The sequence below is a fragment of the Galactobacillus timonensis genome, assembly GCF_900240265.1.
Classification (GTDB): Bacteria; Bacillota_I; Bacilli_A; order Erysipelotrichales; family Erysipelotrichaceae; genus Bulleidia; species Bulleidia timonensis.
Genome location: NZ_LT964739.1, coordinates 1 through 16,794 on the forward strand (window position 1 = coordinate 1; position 16,794 = coordinate 16,794).

At 51.0% G+C, this 16,794-nt stretch carries 23 protein-coding genes and 4 tRNA genes; 4 read left to right on the forward strand and 23 right to left on the reverse strand.

From position 1 onward, the window contains the following. The 10 genes from C1714_RS00005 to C1714_RS00040 all read right to left on the reverse strand — a co-directional run. Nucleotides 1-422, reverse strand: a 422-nt coding sequence (locus C1714_RS00005) for an AAA family ATPase (protein ID WP_167849863.1), incomplete at its 3' end; no start/stop codon positions are given. After that, entirely contained in the window at nucleotides 419-571 is a 153-nt protein-coding gene (locus tag C1714_RS13900; RefSeq protein ID WP_167849864.1) for a hypothetical protein, read from the reverse strand. The genes C1714_RS13900 and C1714_RS00005, both read right to left, overlap by 4 nt. Further along, the gene (locus C1714_RS00010) at nucleotides 555-842 is read right to left on the reverse strand and encodes a hypothetical protein (protein WP_135567848.1); all 288 of its coding nucleotides are present in this window, start codon (nucleotides 840-842) and stop codon (nucleotides 555-557) included. Before C1714_RS00010 ends, C1714_RS13900 begins: the two co-directional genes overlap by 17 nt. Further along, nucleotides 823-1,032 (reverse strand): hypothetical protein, encoded by a 210-nt coding sequence (locus C1714_RS00015; protein ID WP_102341271.1) that lies wholly within the window; start codon nucleotides 1,030-1,032, stop codon nucleotides 823-825. The genes C1714_RS00010 and C1714_RS00015 overlap by 20 nt, the downstream gene beginning before the upstream one ends. Continuing rightward, a complete protein-coding gene (locus C1714_RS00020; protein WP_102341272.1) occupies nucleotides 1,029-1,319 on the reverse strand; it encodes a hypothetical protein in 291 nt (96 codons plus the stop codon). The genes C1714_RS00015 and C1714_RS00020 overlap by 4 nt, the downstream gene beginning before the upstream one ends. Then, nucleotides 1,316-1,546: a hypothetical protein gene (locus C1714_RS00025; RefSeq protein WP_102341273.1), complete on the reverse strand. Its 231-nt coding sequence runs from the start codon at nucleotides 1,544-1,546 to the stop codon at nucleotides 1,316-1,318. Before C1714_RS00025 ends, C1714_RS00020 begins: the two co-directional genes overlap by 4 nt. A gap of 12 nt (nucleotides 1,547-1,558) precedes the next feature. Then, complete coding sequence (locus tag C1714_RS13905; RefSeq protein ID WP_167849865.1) at nucleotides 1,559-1,714, reverse strand: hypothetical protein; 156 nt, start codon at nucleotides 1,712-1,714, stop codon at nucleotides 1,559-1,561. After that, on the reverse strand, nucleotides 1,711-1,953 hold the full coding sequence (locus C1714_RS00030) for a hypothetical protein (RefSeq protein WP_102341274.1): 243 nt from the start codon (nucleotides 1,951-1,953) through the stop codon (nucleotides 1,711-1,713). The genes C1714_RS13905 and C1714_RS00030 overlap by 4 nt, the downstream gene beginning before the upstream one ends. Continuing rightward, complete coding sequence (locus C1714_RS00035; RefSeq protein ID WP_102341275.1) at nucleotides 1,950-2,717, reverse strand: phage antirepressor; 768 nt, start codon at nucleotides 2,715-2,717, stop codon at nucleotides 1,950-1,952. Before C1714_RS00035 ends, C1714_RS00030 begins: the two co-directional genes overlap by 4 nt. 121 nt (nucleotides 2,718-2,838) lie before the next feature. After that, entirely contained in the window at nucleotides 2,839-3,051 is a 213-nt protein-coding gene (locus C1714_RS00040) for a helix-turn-helix domain-containing protein (RefSeq protein ID WP_102341276.1), read from the reverse strand. A gap of 141 nt (nucleotides 3,052-3,192) precedes the next feature. On the opposite strand from C1714_RS00040, the gene C1714_RS00045 reads away from it, so the two are divergent. The 3 genes from C1714_RS00045 (at nucleotide 3,193) to C1714_RS00055 (ending at nucleotide 4,859) form a co-directional block, all read left to right on the forward strand. Continuing rightward, nucleotides 3,193-3,408: a helix-turn-helix domain-containing protein gene (locus C1714_RS00045; RefSeq protein WP_102341277.1), complete on the forward strand. Its 216-nt coding sequence runs from the start codon at nucleotides 3,193-3,195 to the stop codon at nucleotides 3,406-3,408. A gap of 63 nt (nucleotides 3,409-3,471) precedes the next feature. Next, the gene (locus tag C1714_RS00050) at nucleotides 3,472-3,744 is read left to right on the forward strand and encodes a hypothetical protein (RefSeq protein WP_102341278.1); all 273 of its coding nucleotides are present in this window, start codon (nucleotides 3,472-3,474) and stop codon (nucleotides 3,742-3,744) included. Nucleotides 3,745-3,818: 74 nt separating this feature from the next. Beyond that, nucleotides 3,819-4,859 carry a site-specific integrase gene (locus tag C1714_RS00055; protein WP_102341279.1) on the forward strand — a complete coding sequence of 347 codons (1,041 nt, stop codon included), beginning with the start codon at nucleotides 3,819-3,821 and terminating at the stop codon, nucleotides 4,857-4,859. A gap of 63 nt (nucleotides 4,860-4,922) precedes the next feature. On the opposite strand, the gene C1714_RS00060 is transcribed toward C1714_RS00055, so the two are convergent. From C1714_RS00060 to C1714_RS00120, 13 genes are all read right to left on the reverse strand, one after another. Beyond that, nucleotides 4,923-4,996, reverse strand: a tRNA-Gly gene (locus C1714_RS00060). A 1-nt stretch (nucleotide 4,997) separates the two neighbouring features. Further along, a tRNA-Asp gene (locus tag C1714_RS00065) sits at nucleotides 4,998-5,074 on the reverse strand. Nucleotides 5,075-5,078: 4 nt separating this feature from the next. Beyond that, a tRNA-Ser gene (locus tag C1714_RS00070) sits at nucleotides 5,079-5,169 on the reverse strand. A gap of 161 nt (nucleotides 5,170-5,330) precedes the next feature. Further along, on the reverse strand, nucleotides 5,331-6,035 hold the full coding sequence (gene deoD, locus C1714_RS00075) for a purine-nucleoside phosphorylase (RefSeq protein ID WP_102341280.1): 705 nt from the start codon (nucleotides 6,033-6,035) through the stop codon (nucleotides 5,331-5,333). 62 nt (nucleotides 6,036-6,097) lie between these two features. Beyond that, entirely contained in the window at nucleotides 6,098-7,672 is a 1,575-nt protein-coding gene (locus C1714_RS00080) for a Mur ligase family protein (protein WP_102341281.1), read from the reverse strand. A gap of 1 nt (nucleotide 7,673) precedes the next feature. Continuing rightward, nucleotides 7,674-8,432, reverse strand: a complete 759-nt coding sequence (locus C1714_RS00085; protein ID WP_102341282.1) for an alpha/beta fold hydrolase — start codon at nucleotides 8,430-8,432, stop codon at nucleotides 7,674-7,676. Between the two features lie 30 nt (nucleotides 8,433-8,462). Beyond that, nucleotides 8,463-9,857, reverse strand: a complete 1,395-nt coding sequence (locus tag C1714_RS00090; RefSeq protein WP_102341283.1) for a sensor histidine kinase — start codon at nucleotides 9,855-9,857, stop codon at nucleotides 8,463-8,465. Nucleotide 9,858: 1 nt separating this feature from the next. Then, nucleotides 9,859-10,521: a response regulator transcription factor gene (locus C1714_RS00095; protein WP_102341284.1), complete on the reverse strand. Its 663-nt coding sequence runs from the start codon at nucleotides 10,519-10,521 to the stop codon at nucleotides 9,859-9,861. 65 nt (nucleotides 10,522-10,586) lie between these two features. Continuing rightward, nucleotides 10,587-11,936 (reverse strand): phosphoglucosamine mutase, encoded by a 1,350-nt coding sequence (gene glmM / locus C1714_RS00100; protein ID WP_102341285.1) that lies wholly within the window; start codon nucleotides 11,934-11,936, stop codon nucleotides 10,587-10,589. Then, nucleotides 11,929-13,350 carry a CdaR family protein gene (locus C1714_RS00105; RefSeq protein WP_102341286.1) on the reverse strand — a complete coding sequence of 474 codons (1,422 nt, stop codon included), beginning with the start codon at nucleotides 13,348-13,350 and terminating at the stop codon, nucleotides 11,929-11,931. Before C1714_RS00105 ends, glmM begins: the two co-directional genes overlap by 8 nt. Beyond that, a complete protein-coding gene (gene cdaA / locus C1714_RS00110) occupies nucleotides 13,347-14,999 on the reverse strand; it encodes a diadenylate cyclase CdaA (protein ID WP_245304964.1) in 1,653 nt (550 codons plus the stop codon). The genes C1714_RS00105 and cdaA overlap by 4 nt, the downstream gene beginning before the upstream one ends. Before the next feature lie 116 nt (nucleotides 15,000-15,115). Then, nucleotides 15,116-15,189: transfer RNA gene (locus C1714_RS00115), tRNA-Thr, on the reverse strand. 37 nt (nucleotides 15,190-15,226) lie between these two features. Then, nucleotides 15,227-15,793 carry a Maf family protein gene (locus C1714_RS00120; protein ID WP_102341287.1) on the reverse strand — a complete coding sequence of 189 codons (567 nt, stop codon included), beginning with the start codon at nucleotides 15,791-15,793 and terminating at the stop codon, nucleotides 15,227-15,229. An 85-nt stretch (nucleotides 15,794-15,878) separates the two neighbouring features. Here C1714_RS00120 and C1714_RS00125 point away from each other — a divergent pair, with 85 nt between their 5' ends. Then, nucleotides 15,879-16,790, forward strand: coding sequence for a nucleotidyltransferase family protein (locus C1714_RS00125; RefSeq protein ID WP_102341288.1), 912 nt, complete (start codon nucleotides 15,879-15,881; stop codon nucleotides 16,788-16,790). Nucleotides 16,791-16,794 lie beyond the last annotated feature (4 nt).

Here is a 16,794-nt window from a genome sequence, read left to right on the forward strand (position 1 = left end):
ACTCCGATGATCTGCAGCAGAGTGTTTGCCTTTTCCTTCGCACTCGAATTGATAAACTTCGGGAGATCCAGCGCAAATGAGGAAATGAATGTGTCTAACAATTTCTGACCTGCTTTTCTTCCAGTAGTATCAGTCACTTTCAATGCGCTGTTTTTGCCAGAACGTTCTACCAGGATCCCGTTTGAAAGCTGGATCTGAATATGAGGATCCACCATTGATCCTTCACGCTTAGGCTGAGATGGCTTGTACTTATCTCCGCCAAGTGCCCACGTAATAGCATCAAGAATCGATGTTTTCCCCTGATTGTTTTTGCCGCCGATCACGGTCAATCCGGTCTCCGTCGGCTCGATCTTTACAGCCTTGACGCGCTTCACATTTTCAAGCTCGAGGCTTGTAATCTTAACTGTGTTTTCCTGATTCATTTTGTTTCCTCCCACTCTCTTAATTCTTTGAATTCTTCATATTCGTCACAATCCCGATAATCAGGTACGGGATCATCGTCTTCATCCGGGTAGAAAGCCGGTTCATATTTGGCGTACCATTCTTCCGCCAGTTCATCGATGTTGATCATTTCTTGCCATCCATTTCTCTTTCTCAACGATCGGATCTCTGGGCGTGCGGGCGATGTAGTAGTATCCGCGTTTTCCAACAGAATGACCGAATGACAACTGTTCTCGCGGGTAATGCTTCTTTTCGATCAAGACCGGCTCATCGATGATCGTGGCAAGCACGCCCTCGATCTTATCGATTCCAAACTCTCTGATCAGCTCCGGAGGAAGCAGGCTGTTGCCATACTGCCGCAGGTTCTGCACCGCCCAGCCGTTAATTTTGCTCAGATCCATGTACATCGGCTTTCTCCAGCCCTTTGAGTATCGCCAAGGCTTTCTCAAGGCCGGCGATGCGCTGATTAATGTGGTCACAAACGGATTTATCAATGGAACTGGGGACAATCATCTTTGCCCACTCGAGACACCCCATTGCAAGGCTGATCTCAATCCTTGCGTCCATGATTTTCATTTCCATTTCCGTCATTTTTCCGTCTCCTTGCGCATGATCATGTGTTGCCTTGTGAGTTCATTGCGACATTCCGCAGCCAATGTGTAGGCTTCGCTTGTGTCACGGCTGCATAACTGGATGCCTTTGTAGCAGTCCTCAATCCGTCTGCTGTTGCGCTCAGCTTTTGCTTTGGCATCGCAGGCCATTTTGTCGATGGCGTCCATTGCTGTCGTGAGCGTCTGGATCTGTCGGATTGTTACGTAAAGCAGGATTCCGAGGATGAAATCAATAACAGCCAGAGAGATGATTACCCCGTGGTTCATGATCTTCTCCGGTTCAGATCAGGGAATTCCCGGATCTCTTTGTCGAAGGTTTCCTGCCATTCCGGATCAAAGGCTTGGCGGTATGCGTCATGGATAAGATGCTCACCAATGCCGGTCGTAAGCAGCTCAATAAGGATCGCTGACAGCTCATCTCTGATTTCTTCACCTTTTCCGGTGATCTGACATTTTGCAGGTCGACTTTTATCTGTGAAATTGCAATAGATCATTCGCTTTTCTCCTCAAATCCCGCTGCAAATCATGATCGTCACCAGCGCAATGGTGATCCCGATCCCGAAGCCGATCATTGCCGATTCGATCCAAGTGTTAATCCAGTCCGGGTACTCTTCTGTGTATCCGGTCCAGTCGGATACTAAATCATCAATAATTCTGTTCATTGTTCTTCCTCCGCTTGTTTTTTGATGAGATTGAGTGACAGCCCTGTCACTTTGCTGACCGACGTGAGCCGCACCTTAGTCGGTTCAACACGGTATTTCAGCTCTTCTGTGTCGATTCCATCCGCCAGATCGTAGATCCGCCGCGCCTTGTATTGACTGACGCCAAGCAGACGCTGGATGTCGGTTTTAGTCAGGTAAAGCTGATTAGCGATCTGCTGGCGGGTTTTGCGAGGGATCATACAGCGCTCCCGCAGAACTTATTGACGAAGAAAACCTGTCCTTTTCCTGTCACCTTTGGTGTTTTGGTAATACGAACAGATCCGTCAGGATTCTGGAAGGTGGATTCTTTGATTTCAAACAATCCCATTTCCATTGAGCGCTGCGTTGGCATGTTCCACGATGCGCCTTTCTGTTTGATCAGCCATCCGTTGTCGCGCAGCCACTCAAACAATCGTTTCTGTCCGATGTCATGGCCGTTCTGCTTGATAATCTTCGCCAGATCGCCGATCAGGATGGAACTCTTGGATGCGGATACGGCTTCGGCGAACAATGCCTTGGGTTTCATTTCCTCGTTCTGCGCTTCGAGTGCCTTCCGCTTCTCCTGTTCCTCCTTCAACGCCTGTAACAAACGGATTCCGTTGTCAGGATTAGCGATGATGCTTTCGATTGTTTCAGGCGTTGCGTAGGCGCCGTGCTTGCGGATGGTGGGAATCACCTCATCGAAGATCCAGCTCTCAAACTTTTCCGCTGCGGGTAACTTGCTGGAAGCGATCAGGCGATACATATCCCCTTCTGAAATGATGCGAACTTCCTGTATTCCGCCCTCAGTCGGAAGGGGGTAGCGTTTTGCGATACCCTTGCAGTGCTTTGCCATTGCATCGTTTGCATTTGTGTACCCAAGTGCAATCGCCACGTCTCTCCCTACGAAGTAAGGCTCGCCGTTGATCTCTGTGGTCCTGATGGTTCCAAATTCCTGATTGTTGAAAATTTGTAATTCTTGCATTCTTTCCTCTTTTCTGAGGCTTATAATGCTTATGGTTCGTGGGGAACCCGCGGTGCTGCCTCTTAGCATCGCTTTTTTGTTGTTACTTGTGACCGTTCCGGTTACTTTTTGACTAAAAAAATTAAGCCTTAATGTTTTCTGCTGGAATCCCTGTTCGATTAGACAGCTTTTGTAAATCCTTGGCTGTCATTTTCACCCTTCCGCTAGACACCGAAAGCAAATGGCTTTGGTCAATTCCAGCTTCTTTTGCCAATTCAGCGATTGACATGTCTAGCATTGCGGCTAACGCCTTGACGTTTAGCTCAATATCGAGTTTCTTCTTTTTCTCGCTCATTTATTCTCCTTTCTCTGTGACCGTTCCGGTTACATGTCCTATAGTAGTGACCATTTTGGTCACTGTCAACATTAAAAATGTAGTTTTTTTTATTTGAATGTAATACACTGCACTTAGAAAGTAACCAGTGAGGAAACGGATATGAACGATGATTTTGATGTCAGATTAGGAATGCTGCTAAGAGAAGAACGAGAAAAGAAAGGCATTACGCTTCAAGAAATAGCAGATAAGATCGGTGTCACAAAAACGACCGTTTCAAGATGGGAGCTTGGGGCAAGATCAATGTACGCTTCTTCTCTAAAAGATTATTGCAGGGCGTGTGGAATAGATATCAATGAAATTATTAGCCACGTGTAATTTTAGGAATGGATGAATAGTTTTGTATCAACGCTAACAGCGAATAAATAGGAGGAAAATAATATGTTTGGAAACAAAGAATCGAAGCAGGAAAAGCAGGATGCTAAATTGCAGGAGTTGATGGATAAGTACGGACTAGGCGATGTATCCCCTGAGTATGCGGATGCTGTCAAAAAGATTGCCGCAGAACTGGTCGGAACCGGAATGATGGAAACAGGCATGCGGTTATCGATGACGGCAAAGGCTGAGGATGCGCTCCCTGTTTACTATCTGCGTGCCATTATGGAGCAGAATTTTCTCATCATCCGTCAATTGGATGCGCTCTTGAAAAAATGATTATCCATGCCTTTATCTAATTGCGACCTAATTGCGACTTTATTGCGACCAATTGCGACTAAACGGAGGCACACATGATCGGAAAAGATGAAGCACGCGGCACCTGGTACGTGCAGGTCAAAGTGAAAGATCCGGTTTCCGGGAAATGGAAAGCGATACGAAAACGCGGGTTTAAGTTAAAACGTGAAGCACAGACTTGGGAGGCTGAACAGAAAGCATCCCAGAGCTCGAAAGACAGCACTGTCAGCTTCTCCGCAATGGCTGATGAATATTTATCCAGCATGGATACATCTGCGCCTACAGCCGCCCAGAAACGTGCTAAATTCAGGCTTTATTTCTCTGATTATATGGATCGCTCCATTTCCTCCATCTCTAAGAGTGAGATGATGCGGTGGCGGCAATGGCTTAGCGGTAAGGAATTATCAACGCAAACGAAGAATCTGGTTCTCCAGTACGTCAAAGCTGTGTTCCGTTATGCTGCGAAGATCTATGGCATCCAAGATCCGGGAATTTATCTGAAAGCATTTAAGAAAACAGATGCAGAAGTTAATCAGGAAATGCAGACATGGACACCAGAAGAATTCGAAAAATTCTCTGCTTCTGTGCGCTTTCCTGTATATCGGATTTTCTTTGAATTTCTATACTGGACCGGATGCAGACGCGGCGAAGCACTTGCGATCACGAAAGACCGCATCACTCCCGACGGACATGTAACGATCAGGGAATCAATCAAACATTTCTCAGATGGAGCAAAAAGTACAAAGAACAGGAAGATCCGCACCATCCAGCTGGACCCGCAGCTGATCAAAGACATCCGGCCACTAATGGAAGCAGATGGAATTTATCTTTTTTATGGAGACCGAACACTTCCGATCACAAACATCCAGCGAGAATTTACTCTGGCAATTAAAGCATCTGGTGTGAAGCCGATCCGGCTCCATGATCTAAGGCATTCTCATGTTTCCAATCTTATCGCTGCCGGTGTTCCTGTCCCTGCTGTAGCGCAGCGAATAGGTGATACCATCCAGCAGGTTGAGAAAACCTATGCTCACATGATGCCTGATTCCGAACAATTCATGAACGATCAAATTGCGAGACTGCATAAAAAACAATAAAAATGGTGCCATTTTGGTGCCACGAAAAAGAAAAACCGCACTGTTATGCGGTTTTTTAGACTATGGAGCAGATGAGCGGAATTGAACCGCCGTGTCCACCTTGGCAAGGTGGCGTTCTACCATTGAACTACATCTGCATGGCGGTCGCTATGGGACTCGAACCCACGACCTCCTCCGTGACAGGGAGGCGTTCTAACCAGCTGAACTAAGCGACCAATCTGGCGAGGAAAGAGGGATTTGAACCCTCGCGCCGGTTTCCCGACCTATGCCCTTAGCAGGGGCACCTCTTCGGCCTCTTGAGTATTTCCTCATCTGCCAAGCGCACTCTTTCGTCTCTCACAGTGCTTTGATAATATACCATGCACTTTTGAGATGTGCAACAGAATTTCGAACGAATTTTCGCGAGCCGCGGAAAGTTTTTCCCCGGCCCGCAAATACTCCGTTTGTAATACGTTATTTACCTGCTTCTTTTTACTCTGCTGCTTCGAGCGCAATCTTCATCATGTTGGTGAAGGACTTCTGGCGCTCCTCCGCCGTCGTCTCCTGGTGCGTCACCAGACTGTCCGAAATCGTAAGAAGACATGCCGCATGATTGCCAAGCATGTTTGCATTGTGGAACAGCGCAAAGCTCTCCATCTCCACGGCAAGGCAATGATTTTCTTTCACCCCGGCCATATAGTCATCATTGAGATGATAGAACACATCGCCCGAATGAATGTTTCCCTCATGAAGCTCAATGCCAAGCTTCTTCGCAGCCTCTTCAATACGTCCGTTCAGTTCCTTCGACGGGTACATGATATTGCCTTCCGTCCCGTCCATTGCCTTCGCATACGTCGACTCCGAATAGGCACCGGTCGAAAGAACGACATCAAACAGCTTCAGATCATCTACATATGCACCGGCAGATCCGACACGGATGATATTGTCCACATCATAGAACTTGAACAGCTCATAGGAATAAATGCCGATCGAGCCCATTCCCATGCCCGAAGCCATCACCGAAACACGCTTCCCGTTGTAAATTCCCGTATAACCGTAGATGTTTCGTACCGATGTCACAAGCTTTGCGTCCGTGAGAAAGGTCTCAGCGATGAACTGTGCCCGCAGCGGATCGCCCGGCATCAGTACCGTTCTGGCAAAATCGCCCTTCGCTGCAGAATTATGCGGTGTAGCCATGATTTATATTCCTCCGTTTTTCCATTTCGATTATATCAGCGGATACTGTATACCGCCTGTTATTACTGATTGAACGCATCCGGCAGATCATTCTCCAGAAGGATCGTATCCTGAGGCTTCGCATCATGCCAGAGAATCTGGAATGCCTCCTTCTCCGTATCCACCGTCCTCACATGAGCCAGATCAAAACCGCTCAGCTTCAGACCCTCGTTGATCGGCTCCGTCTGCTTTCTGCCAACCAGGATCACTTCATCCACCCTGCCCTTCATTTCTGCACCGAAGGCACGGTTCAGCTCCTCCTGGTGCGAGCTGAGTTCGATCATTCCCGGCGTCACGATCCACCGCTTTCCCGGCATCATCGACAGCACCGAAAGGGCCATAGCAGCACCGGTCGGATTGGCATTGAAGGCGTCATCAATGAAGTGCAGACCATTGATCGCCTTCTGCTCCAGACGATGCTCCACCTGCTTCATTTCACGCACGCCGCGCTGAATCTTCGCCCACGAAACTCCCAGATACCTGGCCGCCGCTGTTGCAAAGAGAATATTAAGAATATTCAGCTCCCCGAGCAGCTTCGTCTCCATATGGGCACGCTCATCCCCGTGCACAATATCAAACGAAGATCCCGAAGAAGAAAACGAAATGTTCTCCGCCCGATAATCGGCGTCAGGCCAGCGAACCGCACAGGTCACTACCTTCACCGGATTATTGATCTTATAGTTGCGAATGAATTCATTATCGTAGTTCAGGATGCCAAGCCCATCCTTCGGCAGCAGCTCAATCATCTGCATTTTTTCGTGAATGATGTTTTCCTGCGTCTTGAAGGTCTGCAGATGCTGGGGACCGATTGATGTCACAACACCGATCGAAGGCTCTACATACCGCATCAGTTCCGTAATATCGCCAACGTGGTCCGCACCCATCTCGCACACAAACACCTCATGGATCGGCTTGAGATATTCGCGAATCGTACGCGTAATGCCCATCGGCGTATTATAGCTGGCAGGCGTCATCAGCGAATTGAACTGCTGCGAAAGCACCGTCTGCATCACATTCTTCGTACTTGTCTTGCCATAGGATCCGGTAATGCCGATCTTGACCAGCCCCGTATAGCTGTCAAGAATCTCCTTCGTCTTCTTCACATACCAGCGCTTGATCGCATTTTCGACCGGTTCCGTAATCCACCCCATCGGATAGATCAGAATCCAGGGCCCAAAGTAGCACATCCCCAGCATCAGCCAGAGATTCAGCCGCCGATACGCCCACAGAAGCACCAGCTGAATTGCCGCATACAGAATCGCCAGCACCAGAATCTGCCGCTTCACACGATTCGTAACAACCAGCGGCTTGATGTATACCTGCTTCTTTTCCCGAAGCAGCTCCCACACTGAAAGCACACCGGCAAGCACCGTGCAGAGAATCAGGATCATTCCCGTATCCAGATGCACACACGCAAAGGCAACCGCCAGAATCACCGCCGTAGGAATCGCAGCCCGTCGCGCACCGCCTTCAATATTCACTTCAATCCACTGACTGTAGCGAGCCAGCTCATAGCGGTTCTGCTGGAACATATGCAGCGCATGGCGAAACGGAACCAACGCCCCCAGAACAACCATCAAAAAGTAAAGAAACTTCATATTAGCCCTCAAGCTCCGGTTTCAGAAAGATATCCAGCACCCGGTTGAACCGGTCCGGCTGATGCCAGTACGCAAAATGATCATCGCCCTCAAATACCGCAAGACCCGCATCCGGCATCTCGGCCTCCATGATCTCGCCCGCCTCAATCGGCACAGCCTCATCATATTCACCCCAGACCAGAAGCACAGGACATTTCACTTGCGGCAGCAGCGGCCGCACATCATCATTGACCACCAGCACAAACGTTTCCCGCATCACACCTTCTGCATTGCGGTAATCCGCCGATCCCGAATGATCCTTGATCTTTTCCAGCAGCTTTTCCTGCCCCAGCCCCTTCAGCATCTTTGAGCCGAACTTCAGCAGCGACGTTTTTGCCGAATTCTGCTTCTCAAGCCGGATCCCGGCAGCCCCCGTCAGGCACATCCGACGCACTTCCGGATGAATGGCCGCATAGCGGATCGCCACCCGGCAGCCAAAGCTGTGACCGATCAGAATCGGATTCTTGATCCCGTTCTGCTTTACGAAGTCCTCAACAAACTCCACATAATCCGGAACACCCCAGGGGACCGGCGGCTGATCACTTTCACCAAAGCCCGGAAAATCAAAGGTCCACACCCGGAACTGCTCCTTCAGATGTTCCTCGATCCGGCTCATCATCAACATATTCTGACCCCAGCCGTGCAGAAGAATCACATCTTTGCCTTCCCCTGAACAGCGCCATGCCGTCTTTACCTGTTTGAATGTGCCAAACTGTGTCATAAGTGTCCCCTATTCTAACAGAAATACAGCTCAATTCCCCTGCGCCTGTTTCTTTTTTTCACGTTCGATCGCCCTCAGCTCCTTCTTGTCGAGATCTTTCCAGATGCGGAAGGCAACGCCATCCGTCCGATTCTCCGCACTCACATGGTAGCCATAGGTCGTACAGACACGGTACACGATGCTCAGGCCAAGACCGAACTGCCCATCCGTACCCTTTTCATAGGGATGAAACAGCTTCTTCATCCGGTCCTCATCGAGCAGCTGCCCATCATCAAACACAACCAGCTGCCCCGGCTTCAGCTCGATTTTGATCAGCGCCTTTGCATAGCGCAGCGCATTGTCCATCAGATTCTCTACCACGATGCGCCACGGCTCCTCTTCGCCATGGAAGCATACCGTCTTGTCCACATCCGTCTCAATCCGTATCTCCGGCCGCACAACCTTCAACGAAAGAATCGCCTTGTCAATGACCTGCGACATGTTCAGATGATCTCCCGGCTCACATGAATCCAGCAGATAGTCCATCTTGTTCAGCGCAATCAAAGAACGCACCTTCTTGTCCAGCCGGTCCGCATGCTCGATGATCACATCCACCGACTGCTCCAGAGTGCCATAGGGATAAATGCCATCCTTGATCGACTCCCCATAGGAGCGGATCGTCGCAATCGGCGTCTTCAGATCATGAGAAATGTTCTGAATCATCTCCTGCTTCTCTTTGTTCTGACGCGCCAGTTCGGCCTGCATATCACGCAGCGCATTGGCCACGTCGCCGATCTCATCCCGCCGGTCAATGTTGAGCTCCGCCGGCTCATCGTTCTTGATCCGGTTGATGTAGGTCTTGATCTGGTACAGCGGCACAATGATCGATGCCACCCAGATCGTCAAAATCATCAGCAGCACCGCCGCCACCATGATGTTCAGATTCACAACGTTATTGACCAGCTGCGAACGGAACTGCCCCTCATAGGAATTCGGCACCAGCGACACAAGATAGCGCCCATCGTTCAACTGCGTAATGCAGTAGTAGATATCAACATCACTGAAGCGCCCGCTGGAAACGGAATACAGATCATCCTCCGTATCCTTGACGCCATCCAGAATATTTTCCCGAACCCCGTCGAGAAACCCTCCATCCTGCAGATCACTGTTCAAAAAGGAATCCGTCACAGGATCGTAGATCAACTGCTGAATGCTCGAAGACTGATTGCCCGGCAGCGAAGATGAAGGATACTGATTCAGATAATAGGAAACCGTATACTGCGAATTATGCAGCATACGATACATTTCATTTCCCGCAAACGAATTGATCTGCGGCGAAAGAATCGAAAAAACAAAGAGCGCAAAAAACGAAATGACCAGAAACACAATGGTCACAAGCTGCTGCGTCAGCGTCAGTTCACGCAGCCACAGACGAATCCGCTTCATATCAGTCCAGCCGGTAACCGAAGCCGTAGATCGTATGAATGTTCAGATCCGGCATCTTGCGCCTCAGACGCCGCAGCGTATCATCCACGACACGGTCCGATCCGTAATAGCTTGTCTCCCAGACTCTCTCCAGAATCTGTTCCCTGCTGAAGGCAGAGCCTTTGTTCTTGACAAACAGCATCAGCAGATCAAATTCCTTCGTCGTCAGATCAATGTTCACACCCTTGGGATCCACCACAAAGCGCTTGCTTTCATCGACCTGATAACCGTCCACGTTAATGATGGTTTCTGCATCCTTATAGGTACGGCGGATGATGTTGTTCACGCGAAGCACAAGCTCCTTGGGCGAAAACGGCTTCGTAATATAGTCATCGCTGCCCTTTTCCAGGCCGATGATGCGGTCAAACTCCTTGTCACGCGCCGACATGAAGATCACCGGAAGCGAAGGATACAGCTGACGGATCTCTTCAATCAGATCGAAGCCGCTCTTATCCCCCAGCATGATATCGAGGATCCACAGCGAAACATCACTGTCACCCGTATGCTGCTGCGCCTCATCAAACGTCAGATAGGACCGCACCTCATAGCCTTCTTTTTCCAGATACCGCTTGACCAGCTCATTGAGATCCTTTTCATCCTCAACAATGCAGATGACACGTTTCATACGGTCCCTCCTTCCCTCATTTCACCAAATCGCAAAAAGGCAGAACTGCGTCTGCCTTTCCAGTTTTAACGCGTCGTACCGTACTTGCGGCGCACAATGTCCGCCACAAAATCAACCTGTTCCTGACAGATGGCATCGGTCTGCGCCTCAGCCATGACACGTACCAGCGGCTCCGTCCCCGAAGCGCGAACCAGCACGCGGCCATTGCCCTTGAGCGTCGTATCGACCTTTTCCACTGCCGCAAGCACCTCCGGATCCTTCATCGCTGCCTCTTTGTCCGTTACCGGAACATTGACCAGCACCTGCGGATAAATCACCAGACCTTCGCACAGCTCATCGATCGTCTTCCCGGTTTCACGCATGATCTTCGTAATCATCAGCGCCGTCACCAGACCATCGCCCGTCGTCTCCACTTGGGAGAAAATGATGTGACCGCTCTGCTCGCCGCCGATCACAAAGCCGCCCTTGCACATGCAGTCATACACATACTTGTCGCCAACCTGGGTTTTCTGAACCTCAATGCCATTGGCTTCCATCGCCTTCCACAGGCCGAGGTTCGCCATCACCGTCGTAACGATGGTATTGTTGTTCAGCATCCCGTGATCCTTGAGATAGCGGCCGGCAATGTAAAGCACATAGTCACCATCCACAAGTTCACCATCCGGACGCACAAGAATCTGGCGATCCGCATCTCCATCGAAGGTCAGACCAAGATCGAACCTGCCCTGATTTGCCTTCATGAATTCCTGGAAATCCGCCGGATGCGTCGAACCGCAGCGGTTATTGATATTGATGCCGTTGGGCTCATGGTTATGAACCGTCACATCCGCCCCGAGATCCTTGAACACACGCTCTGCCGTAAAGGAAGAGGAACCGTTGGCACAATCCATCGCCACCCGGAAGCCCTTCAGATCCATCGCAAACATCTTCTCGACGGCCGCAATGTAATGCTCCACACCTTCGGGATAGGAGAATATCTTCCCGATCTCATCGTTTATTTTATAGGTCATCTGATAACGGCCATCGATGCAGTCCTCGATATGATCCTCGATCTCTGCCGGAATCTTAATACCCTCCTTGGAGAATACCTTGATGCCATTATCGAAGTACGGATTGTGCGAAGCCGAAATCATCGCCCCACAGGCAAAGTCCTCATGAACTGTCAGCCAGCAGATCATCGGCGTCGGACCATATCCCGTCAGATAGGCGTCACAGCCCTCGCTGGCGATACCGGCGGCTAGTGCCGCTTCCAGCATGTCGGACGAAAGACGCGTGTCCTTGCCGATCACAATCTTCTTCTTTCCTTCGCGGGAAAAATACTCACCCAGACTGCGCCCCACAAGGAATGCACGGTCCGCCGTCAGGCCTTCATTTGCACGGCCCCGGATTCCATCCGTTCCAAAATACTTACCCATTGTTTACATCCGCTCCTTCTTCACTGCCTGTATTGTCATTCGTCTCGCCCAGCACATTGAGCGTATACGTTGACTCCGTCAGAGAGTACCTTACCAGGCCGCCTTCCGGCTGCTCGATTTCCAGCGGAAAGTCCTGGACTCCCGGCACCGCATTCTGCATATCCACATACACATCAATGTCACTTGCCGTAATGGAATCAATGTTTTCCTGCGTACCGAAGACAACCACCGATGTCGTCGTCTTATCAACCGCAGACGCCTTGTAGTTGTTTACATTGTTGCGGTAGTTGATATTGACGCCGTCAATCGTCTTACTGACACCTTCGCCAAGCGTCACATTCATCGTAATCTGATTGATGCTCGAAGAGGTAACGCCGCTGGGCAGCGTAATCGGCCTCATGATCGTCGTATCCTTGGTGATCGATGAAGCATTCAGCGAAACAACAACCTTGTCAATCTGTCCCAGAACCGCTTCCGAACCATAGATGGTCACCGACTGCTGATCCGTCGTAATGGAAGCGATGGCCATGCCGTCCGGAACCTCACCTGTAACTTCCACTTCAATCGGAACCGTCTTATTCGGCGACGTGACCGGAACCGTAACCGATACAGTACCCGGCACAATGTCCGCCGTCACCGGCTGACCGTTGACATCATAGGCCACAAGCTTCGCCTCCTGCGTAAAGTCAGCAGTCTGGCCCGACACATCAATCAGTGCCTTGATGAACGCAATGGAATCGAGCGTATCCTTGGCCGCCCGGACATTGACCTTGGTGTACTCAAACTGCGGCGTACCCAGAGAATAGATGCTGTCCATCTTGTCCCGGTTGATGAAGTCATAGGACACATCAAACTGCCGCGTCGTCTTCTTCTTCAGCGTCAGAATGACATTGGAAGGATCGATCTTGACGGAAACGGAGCTGCCGAACCCCTGGGCCTCCAGCTTCACTTCATGCGTCCCCTCGGTCAAACCTTCCAGATCTGCCACCACAACACCGCCGCTGGCGGCTGCCGCCGTAACGGAAGACGCATCACCCGTAATGGTGATGTCCGCCGTCGCCGGAAGACCATCCAGCTCAAAGATGTCGCTGTTGTAGTTTGCCGTAACAGTGACCGCATTCAGACTGCGTGCCTGCTGCAGCGTCGTTGTATGCAGAGACGAATTGGTATTGTAATTGACGATCAGATAAAGAACGATCGCCAGAATCAAAGACACCAGACGCGTATAGCGCGGATTGAACAGCGTCTTGTCCAACAGGGTTGAAAACCACCGGAAAATGCGGATCAGGCCATTGGAAACAGTCTGATATGTACGATCCATGCGCTTGGATTGTGAGGCTATCCTGTTGGCAAGTTCCGTCTTGTTCGCATCGCCACGGTTATCCGTGCGCTGCTTCTTCTCGGGCTCACTCATTTTTCGTCTCCTTTCGTTTTGTCAGAATCATCGGAGACGGAGGAAAGGCCATCGATCATCGTCATCGTCTTATCAAGATCTTCCTTGAAACCGACAAGCTTCGAAAGATCCACGCCATCCGTATCAAAGCCATCCTGCGCCTTTTTTGCAGGCTTGGTTTCCTCAGGCTTCTTTTCTTCTTCGCGTACCGTCTTGCGGCCGGTCAGCCGATCCAGCGCCTCCTGGCGCGCACGGCGTACATCCTCCGCCGTCATCGGCCTCACGGGAGCCACCGTTTCTTCAGCTGCGGCAGCCTGTTCCTGACGCGCTGTTTCTTCCGCTTCCGCTTTGGCCTTCGCTTCTGCCTCAGCCTTTGCTTTAGCCTCGGCCTCTGCCTTTGCCCTGGCTTCGGCAGCCGCCTTGCGGGCACGTTCTTCTTCCGCCACCTTTGCTTCGGCCTCGACACGCTGTTTCGCCTCTTCCTTCAGGCGCTGCTGGCGTTCTTCTTCTTCCTTGCGTTCCTGTTCAAAGCGGCGCACCTGAGCATTATCCGGGTAGCTCGGCTTTGGACGCTTCTTCTTATGCGGCAGCTTGATTTCCGAAGCTTCCTGCTCAAGCTCCTCGATCTTTTCTGTTTCCTGCCCCTCAGGCACAACAACCTCTTCCGCCTGAATCCGGCCGGAAGGTGCCGTTTCTTCATCCTGATGACGAACAGCAAGCTTCTTCAGAAGGCCGGTATTGCCGGACGTCTTCTGTTCATCACTGCCATCCTTCCTGGCAGCCGGCTTGACCGTCTTGACAGGCTTTTCATCCTCAATGATGACATCACGGGGACGGGCATCTTCCTGTGCCGCCTTCCGTGTCGAACGGTTCGAAGTAACTTCTGTCTCCGTTCCGCAGATGACACGCAGCAGATGATTGCGCAGCTGCGTCTTGTTTACGGTTGTAAGAACACCGCCTTCCGCAATGGACACGGCACCGGTTTCTTCCGAGACGACGATCGTCACAGCATCCGTAATCTCCGAGATACCGATCGCCGCCCGGTGGCGGGCACCATAGCGGTTCGGCAGATCAAGATTCGTCGGCGGGAAGTAGGCACTTGCACAGGCGATCTTGTCACCCTGGATGATGACGGCGCCATCATGGAGAGGTGTTGATGTCACAAAGATCGATGTCAGCAGCTCAGCCGAAACATCCGAGTTCAGCGGCGTACCGGTCGCAATGAAATCATCCAGCGAATGACTCTGCTCAATGCAGATGAGGGCACCCGTCTGATCCTGCGACAGCAGCATCGTCGCCGTCACGATCTGATCCACAAGATTTTCCTTCTCATCGCCGGTCAGCGTACTGATGCGGGAGAGTACGTTGGACTTGCCAAGACCTTCAAGCAGGCCGCGGATCTCCTCCTGGAAAATGATGATGACAGCCAGGAAGCCCCAGTTGACAAAGATATCGGCAAAATGCTCCAGCGTACGCATGCCGAGAAAGCGGGCAGCCCAGTCAACCACAAGGACGATGAGAATGCCCTTGAAGATCTGAACCGTCTTGCGCGATTTGCGGATCAGCTGAATTGCATAATATAAAAGGAACCACATGGCCAGAATATCCAGGAACATCACCGTGATGGCCCTTACATTTTCCATGGTCAGCGTAAAGTTATAGTTGGACAAGGCTGATTCTCCCTTCGTCGAATCATTATACCATTACACACCCACCACAATGCCAGCCCTACGGCAAGAGCGGATCAAAAAAAAAGACCGCATATGCGGTCAACACTTTCAGATCATGGTGCCGGATGGCAGAGTTGAACTGCCGGCTGACCCTTACCAAGGGCCTGTATTACCGTTATACTAATCCGGCGACAGCGAATACATCATACCCAATACAACCGCAGGATTCAATATAATTCTCGATTTTTCAGCTCCTCATACACCAGATGAACCGGCAGACCGACGATGCTGTAATAATCTCCTTCAATGCCTGTAATGTAGCACGATGCCTTCCCCTGGATGGCATAGGAACCCGCTTTTCCAAACGGTTCCCCGCAGGTAACATAGGCGTCGATCTCTTCCTCACTCATCGGACCGAAGGTGACATAGGCCGTTGATACGGTACTGTAACGGCGCCGGTTTGACAGCAGACACAGCCCCGTAATCACTTCGTGACGGTGATCACTGAGCATGCCAAGCATGCGGCGCGCATCATGAGCATCTTTCGGCTTTCCAAGCACTTCGCCCTGACAGTATACAACGGTATCGGAGCCAAGGATCATGGCATCGGGATGACGTCTCAAAACCGCATCCGCCTTGCGGAACGCAAGCCGCTGGATTTCCTCCTCCACCGGAAGACTGAGATCAATCGTCTCATCGATATCAGCGGGATCAATCGTAAAGGAGATTCCGGTTTTCTGCAGCAGTTCCTGACGGCGTGGCGAACTGCTGGCAAGGATCAAGGGTTTCGCCATGCCCCTATTCTAACAAGATTGAATCCATGTAAGCGTGTATAATTGTTGCAGAAGTGAATTTAAAGAAGAAAGAGGATAAGAACATATGAGCATAAAACCAACTCTGGTCATTCTTGCAGCAGGCATGGGCAGCCGTTACGGCGGCATGAAGCAGATCGACGGCGTCGGCAGCCATGGCGAACCGATCATCGAATTTTCCATCTATGATGCTTACAAGGCCGGCTTCCGCAAGGTTGTTCTGATCATCAAACGCGAACATGAGGAGCTGTTCCGCAAAGCACTGACGGACCGCGTCACCAACGGCGGAATGGAAGTGGACTTCGCCTACCAGGACATGAACAATATTCCGGAAGGCTTCAGCGTACCGGAAGGCCGCGTCAAGCCCTGGGGTACAACGCACGCCCTTCTTGCATGCAAAGGCATTGTCAATGAGCCCTTTGCCATCATCAACGCCGATGACTTCTACGGCCGCAATGCCTATGAAGTCATCTACAGGTATCTGACCACGGAAGTAGCCGATGATAATTACGCAATGGTCGGCTTCAAGTGCCTCAACACACTGACGGCCAACGGCACCGTGACCCGCGGCCTCTGCCAGCAGAAGGACGGCTGCCTGAGTGCCATTCAGGAGATTCAGAAGATCGCTCTGAAGGACGGTCACGCCATCTATGAAGACAATGGCGAATGGAAGCCGATCGCAGACGACGCTCTGGTATCGATGAACTTCTGGGGCTTTACACCGAAGATCTTCGATGAGATGGAGCCGCTGTTCAAGGACTTCCTTGCCGCTAACATTGAGAAGAATCCGCTCAAGTGCGAACATGTCATTCCGACCGGCATCGGAACCCTCGTCTCGGAAGGAAAGATCAAGGTTCATATGCTCAGCTCCAGTGACAAGTGGTTCGGCGTCACCTACAAGGAAGATAAGCCCGAAGTCGTTGCCCGCATTCAGGCGCTCAAGGACAACGGCACCTATCCGGATGTTCTCTGGAAGTAACCGG